General features: G+C 61.5%; 9 protein-coding genes. 8 read left to right on the top strand and 1 reads right to left on the bottom strand.

Annotated elements, in window-relative coordinates; all coding sequences use genetic code 11:
* Positions 1-66 precede the first annotated feature (66 nt).
* Positions 67-417: a hypothetical protein gene (locus HT737_RS26165; protein ID WP_041074236.1), complete on the bottom strand. Its 351-nt coding sequence runs from the start codon at positions 415-417 to the stop codon at positions 67-69.
* Positions 418-551: 134 nt separating this feature from the next.
* On the opposite strand from HT737_RS26165, the gene HT737_RS26160 reads away from it, so the two are divergent.
* From HT737_RS26160 to HT737_RS26125, 8 genes are all read left to right on the top strand, one after another.
* The gene (locus tag HT737_RS26160; RefSeq protein ID WP_121184805.1) at positions 552-881 is read left to right on the top strand and encodes a DUF6388 family protein; all 330 of its coding nucleotides are present in this window, start codon (positions 552-554) and stop codon (positions 879-881) included.
* A 25-nt stretch (positions 882-906) separates the two neighbouring features.
* Positions 907-1,611, top strand: coding sequence for a YoaK family protein (locus HT737_RS26155; RefSeq protein ID WP_041074232.1), 705 nt, complete (start codon positions 907-909; stop codon positions 1,609-1,611).
* 236 nt (positions 1,612-1,847) lie between these two features.
* Complete coding sequence (tusD, locus tag HT737_RS26150; RefSeq protein WP_182404285.1) at positions 1,848-2,240, top strand: sulfurtransferase complex subunit TusD; 393 nt, start codon at positions 1,848-1,850, stop codon at positions 2,238-2,240.
* Position 2,241: 1 nt separating this feature from the next.
* Positions 2,242-2,598 (top strand): sulfurtransferase complex subunit TusC, encoded by a 357-nt coding sequence (gene tusC, locus HT737_RS26145; RefSeq protein ID WP_047295096.1) that lies wholly within the window; start codon positions 2,242-2,244, stop codon positions 2,596-2,598.
* A complete protein-coding gene (gene tusB / locus HT737_RS26140) occupies positions 2,598-2,891 on the top strand; it encodes a sulfurtransferase complex subunit TusB (protein ID WP_182404284.1) in 294 nt (97 codons plus the stop codon). Before tusC ends, tusB begins: the two co-directional genes overlap by 1 nt.
* The gene (locus HT737_RS26135) at positions 2,888-3,223 is read left to right on the top strand and encodes a TusE/DsrC/DsvC family sulfur relay protein (protein ID WP_182404283.1); all 336 of its coding nucleotides are present in this window, start codon (positions 2,888-2,890) and stop codon (positions 3,221-3,223) included. Before tusB ends, HT737_RS26135 begins: the two co-directional genes overlap by 4 nt.
* Positions 3,220-4,221, top strand: coding sequence for a glycosyl transferase family protein (locus tag HT737_RS26130; RefSeq protein WP_182404282.1), 1,002 nt, complete (start codon positions 3,220-3,222; stop codon positions 4,219-4,221). Before HT737_RS26135 ends, HT737_RS26130 begins: the two co-directional genes overlap by 4 nt.
* Before the next feature lie 91 nt (positions 4,222-4,312).
* Positions 4,313-5,314 (top strand): glutathione S-transferase family protein, encoded by a 1,002-nt coding sequence (locus HT737_RS26125; RefSeq protein WP_182404281.1) that lies wholly within the window; start codon positions 4,313-4,315, stop codon positions 5,312-5,314.
* The last annotated feature ends 22 nt before the right edge of the window (positions 5,315-5,336 follow it).

Genomic DNA, 5,336 nt, shown 5'->3' with positions numbered 1-5,336 from the left:
GCTTCCACAATGGAATCAGTGGGGAGCGAGCCTGCTCGCGAAGACGGCAGTCGCGTCAACACACGATCAAAGACAGGTCGCCAACCCCGCCAAACGCCGCTTGGCGACAAAATCATCCTTCTGCACGTAGTAATTGAGCACCGTCCCCGACGCATCGCTGGTCACGTCGACAAACGATTCCGCCGAACGGGTATACACCGTCGAGCCGCCCTTCTTGCCCGGTTGCAGATACGCGCCGGCGTCCACGCCAAACACCGCCTCGTCCTGCCAGGCGAATTGCACGCACTGGGCCACGACTTTCTCGGGCTTGTCCGAGGTCAGAACCTTGTAAGGGGCTTTGGTGCGAGAATCGTCCATCACCGAGCCCGCGCAGCCCGCCAGCACGGTCGCGGCCAGCGCTACCATCAGAATTCGCATTGCATTCGCTCATTCAGAAAAAAGCGGACTGTATCATCGCAACCGGCAAAATCGTTCTGCTTTACTGCATTTATAGCGCGACACACGCCGGCCGCTCCGGCACCCTAGGGTCATCAGCCTGACAAGGAATACACATGGCGCCCACCGACCAGCGACATGAACAAGCCCTGAAACTGTTTCTCGACGCGCGCCCCGAATTGCGCGAAACCCTCGATCACCTCAACCCGCTGCAGGCCCAGGCCAAGGGTGAAACCTTGGCGCAGTATCGTGAAGAACGCCTGCACGAAGCCTTCGAGGCTGAGGCGGAGAATCAAGGCCTGTTCGCTTGGGAGCTGACCTTGCAGCTCACGGCGCAAACGCCCGGGGAGTACCAGGCTCAGCGCATGGAGGTGCACCGCGAAGTGGCGGAAATGGCCCACATGAGCTGGGCCGATTACTGCGATCTGTACGGGTTGGAACCTTAACCGCTGCTCAAGGATATCGTCACCGATGCTACCCTCCACTTCGACTCACCGCGCCACGTCCGGGCATTTGCATCGGCAGAAATGGCGTGGGCGTATCGGTCTGGCACTGGTGGCCAGTCTGTCCGTGCTGGCAGGCATGACCGATGCTATCGGCTTCATGGCCAGTGGCGATTTCGTTTCCTTCATGAGCGGCAACACCACGCGGCTGGCGGTGGCGATCAGTGACGGTGACCTCGGCCTGACGCTGCGCCTGGTCATCCTCGTCGTCACGTTCGTGATCGGTAATGCCTTGGGCATCGTGATCGGTCGCCTCAGTGGCCGGCGCACACTGCCCTTGCTGCTGTGCATAGCCACTCTGCTGTGCTTCGCGGCCGCGTGGCCGTATGACACGCAACTGCCGGCGCTGCTGGCGGCGATCATCGCGATGGGCATGCTTAACGCGGCGGTCGAGGAAGTGAATGGTCTGCCGGTCGGCCTGACCTACGTGACCGGCGCGCTATCGCGCTTCGGCCGTGGACTCGGCCGCTGGATGCTCGGCGAACGCCGTAACGGCTGGCGGGTGCAACTGGTGCCATGGAGCGGGATGTTCATCGGCGCGATTCTCGGCGCAGTGCTGGAACATCATTTCGGGCTTCGGGCGCTGTTCGCCAGCGGCTTGCTGGCGGCGGCGCTCGGTGTGCTGTCGCTGAGCATTCCGCGGCGCTGGCAACTGGGCTATATGCCGCGCTGATCGAAACCTCACTCCCCCCCTGTAGGAGCTGTCGAGTGAAACGAGGCTGCGATCTCTTGATCTTGCTTGTAAAGATCAAGAGATCGCAGCGTGCCGCAGCTCCTACATGGATTCGCACTATGACCGATAGCAGCAGGCGGACAGTTATTCCCGCGTAATCGGTGTGTGCAACTTGGGTTTCGCGGCTGCCTTCATAAAGCTTTATCATGGCCGCAGTTTTGCTGATCGAGTCCGTCATGAAGTTCGCCATTGCGCTGTTTTCCGCCGCCCATGCGCCCTCCTCGCGCCGTGCCCTGCTGTTTGCTCAGGCGGCGCTGGCTGGTGGGCATGAGATTGTCCGGTTGTTTTTCTATCAGGACGGCGTCTACAACGCCTCCGCCGCAGTGGTCACCCCGCAGGACGAACTGGACCTACCCAAACAGTGGCGTGCGTTCATCACCGAGCAACAACTGGACGGCGTGGTATGCATTGCCGCCGCCCTGCGTCGTGGCGTACTGAATGACGAAGAGGCCAGGCGTTATCAGCGTGATGCCGTTGCGGTCAGCGCGCCGTGGGAGTTGTCCGGCCTCGGCCAGTTGCACGATGCGGTGCAGGACGCCGATCGACTGATCTGTTTCGGAGGTGCGTGAGATGGCCAAATCCCTGTTGATCATCAGCCGCCAGTCGCCATGGTCCGGCCCCGGCGCCCGCGAGGCGCTGGACATCGTGCTGGCCGGCGGCGCGTTCGATCTGCCGATCGGCCTGCTGTTTCTCGATGACGGCGTACTGCAATTGGCCGCCGGACAGAACGCCAAGGCCCTGCAACAGAAAGACCTGAGCGCCAACCTGCAGGCGCTGCCGATGTTCGGCGTTGAAGAACTGTTCTACTGCACCGACAGCGCCAGCGCCCGTGGCCTGAGCACGCTGTCGCTGGACGAAGCGCAGCCGCTCGGCGCCAGCGAAATCACCGCCCTTATTGACCGTTACGACCAGGTGATCACCCTCTGATGTCGACTTTGCATGTGTTGTCTCATTCCCCGTTCGGCGACGAACGCCTGAACAGTTGCCTGCGCGTGATCGGCGCTGCCGACGCCTTGCTGTTGTCCGGAGACGCGGTGTATGCCCTGCAACCCGGCACCGCGCCATTCGCCAAGCTGAACGAGCGCCGGGTCAAGCTGTTCGCCCTCGCCGAAGACCTGCAGGCCCGCGCCATCGTTGCTCCCGACTGGGCCGAGGCTATCGACTATCCAGCGTTCGTCGAACTGTCGATCCACCACGACAAGGTCAACAGCTGGCTATGAATTCGATGACTGTAGGCGCCCGCGCCATCGACCTGGACAAGGACGGCTTTCTGGTCGACCTCGACGACTGGTCCCATGACGTCGCCAGCGCCCTTGCCGCTGCCGAGGAAATCGAACTGACTGCCGAACACTGGGAAATCCTCGAACTGCTGCGCAACTTCTACGCGGAATTTCAGCTATCGCCAGCCACCCGTCCATTGATCAAATACACCGCACTCAAACTCGGCCCGGACAAAGGCAACAGCCTGCACCTGAACCGATTGTTCAAAGGCACCCCTGCCAAACTCGCCGCGAAACTGGCGGGCCTGCCCAAACCGACGAATTGCCTATGACCGACTTTCCAGCGCTGACCCTCGAAACGCCCGCCGAGCACCCGTTCGCGCAGTTCGTGCGAATCCTTGGCAAGGGCAAACGCGGCGCACGCGACCTGACCCGTGAAGAGGCCCGGGAAGCCATGGGCATGGTGCTCGACGACAAGGTCGAAGACACCCAGCTCGGAGCCTTTCTGATGCTGCTGCGGCACAAGGAAGAAAGCGCCGAGGAAATGGCCGGTTTCACCGAGGCCCTGCGCGAGCGCCTGGCAGCGCCAACGCTGAATGTCGATCTGGACTGGCCGACCTATGCCGGCAAGAAGCGCCACCTGCCGTGGTACCTGCTGGCGGCCAAGTGCCTGGCGCAGAACGGCGTGCGCATCTTTATGCACGGCGGCGGCGCGCATACCGCCGGGCGTCTGTATACCGAACAACTGCTTGGCGTGCTGGACATCCCGCTGTGCCGCACGTGGCAGCAGGTCGGCAACGCGCTGGACAACGGCGGCCTGGCGTTCATGCCGCTGATGGACTGGGCGCCGCAGTTGCAGAAGATGATCGACCTGCGCAACACCATGGGCCTGCGCTCGCCGATCCATTCGCTGGCACGGATTCTCAACCCGCTGCGCGCCCGTTGTGGCCTGCAAAGTATTTTTCATCCGGGCTATCAAGCCGTGCATCGCGAGGCCAGCGGTCTGCTCGGCGACACGGCGATCGTGGTCAAGGGCGACGGCGGCGAGATCGAGATCAACCCGGATGCCGACAGCCATCTGTACGGCACCAAGGGCGGCGAGAGCTGGGACGAAGAATGGCCGCAACTGTCGAGCCAGCGCCACGTCAAACCGGCCTCGCTGGACGTTGAACATCTCAAAGCGGTGTGGCGTGGCGACGTGGTCGACAGCTATCCGCAAATGGCCCTGATCTCGACCATGGCCCTGGCCTTGCGTGGCCTCGGGCAAAGCCGCGAGCAAGCGTTCGAAACCGCCGAGCAATACTGGGCGGCGCGCAAAAAATCGATTTAACCGATCATAGACGCCCGATTTTTGCGCTTTTTGTTCGAACTCATCGGAATAGACTCGGCTCCAACGCTTATTGGATTCAGGAGTCTTGATCATGGGTTTACTCGTCGATGGCCGCTGGCAGGACAAGTGGTACGAAAGCAGCAAGGATGGCGCGTTCCAGCGCGAACAGGCGCAACGTCGCCACTGGGTCACCGCTGACGGCCAGCCCGGGCCGAGCGGTGAAGGCGGTTTCGCCGCCGAAGCCGGGCGCTATCACCTCTATGTATCGCTCGCCTGCCCGTGGGCACACCGCACGTTGATCCTGCGCAAGCTCAAAGGTCTGGAAAGCCTGATCGACGTGTCCGTGGTCAGCTGGCTGATGCTGGAAAACGGCTGGACCTTCGACAAGGCCTTGGGCTCGACCGGCGACAAGCTCGATCACTTTGACTTCATGCACCAGCGCTACACCGCCGACACCCCGGATTACACCGGGCGCGTCACCGTGCCGGTGTTGTGGGACAAGAAACTCAAGCGCATTGTCAGCAATGAGTCGGCGGAAATCATCCGCATGTTCAACAGCGCCTTCGATGGCCTGACCGGTAACGAGCTGGACTTCTACCCGGCACCGTTACGTGGCGAGATCGATGCACTGAACGAGCGGATTTATCCGGCGGTGAACAACGGCGTGTATCGCGCCGGGTTCGCCACCTCGCAACACGCCTACGAAGAGGCGTTCGATCAAGTGTTTGCCGAACTGGATCATCTGGAGCGAGTGCTGGGCGCCAATCGTTACCTGACTGGCGAATACCTGACTGAAGCAGACGTGCGTCTTTTCACCACGATGATTCGCTTCGATGCGGTGTACCACGGGCACTTCAAGTGCAATCTGCGGCGAATTGCCGATTATCCGAACCTGTCGAACTGGCTGCGTGAGCTGTATCAGTGGCCGGGGATTGGCGAGACGGTGGATTTTCAGCACATCAAGAACCACTACTACGGCAGCCACAAGACCATCAATCCCACGGGGATTGTGCCGAAGGGGCCAGAGCAGGGTTTCAGTGTGGCGCATGACCGGGAGCGCCTGAATGCGAAAGGGGTTTGGTTGAAGGGCTAACAGCAAAAGCAAAAGATCGCAG

This window comes from Pseudomonas sp. MD195_PC81_125 (assembly GCF_014060985.1).
GTDB lineage: Bacteria > Pseudomonadota > Gammaproteobacteria > Pseudomonadales > Pseudomonadaceae > Aquipseudomonas > Aquipseudomonas parakoreensis.
Note: the sequence above shows the minus strand (reverse complement) of the source record. Positions and strands in the feature narration are given on the sequence as shown.

Bases quoted from the DNA above. Each gene is read 5' to 3' on its own strand.
- HT737_RS26160 (WP_121184805.1), top strand. From the start codon at position 552: ATGGCGCCCACCGACCAGCGACATGAACAAGCCCTGAAACTGTTTCTC.
- tusC (WP_047295096.1), top strand. From the start codon at position 2,242: ATGGCCAAATCCCTGTTGATCATCAGCCGCCAGTCGCCATGGTCCGGC.
- HT737_RS26155 (WP_041074232.1), top strand. From the start codon at position 907: ATGCTACCCTCCACTTCGACTCACCGCGCCACGTCCGGGCATTTGCAT.
- tusB (WP_182404284.1), top strand. From the start codon at position 2,598: ATGTCGACTTTGCATGTGTTGTCTCATTCCCCGTTCGGCGACGAACGC.
- HT737_RS26135 (WP_182404283.1), top strand. From the start codon at position 2,888: ATGAATTCGATGACTGTAGGCGCCCGCGCCATCGACCTGGACAAGGAC.
- HT737_RS26165 (WP_041074236.1), bottom strand. From the start codon at position 417: ATGCGAATTCTGATGGTAGCGCTGGCCGCGACCGTGCTGGCGGGCTGC.
- tusD (WP_182404285.1), top strand. From the start codon at position 1,848: ATGAAGTTCGCCATTGCGCTGTTTTCCGCCGCCCATGCGCCCTCCTCG.
- HT737_RS26130 (WP_182404282.1), top strand. From the start codon at position 3,220: ATGACCGACTTTCCAGCGCTGACCCTCGAAACGCCCGCCGAGCACCCG.
- HT737_RS26125 (WP_182404281.1), top strand. From the start codon at position 4,313: ATGGGTTTACTCGTCGATGGCCGCTGGCAGGACAAGTGGTACGAAAGC.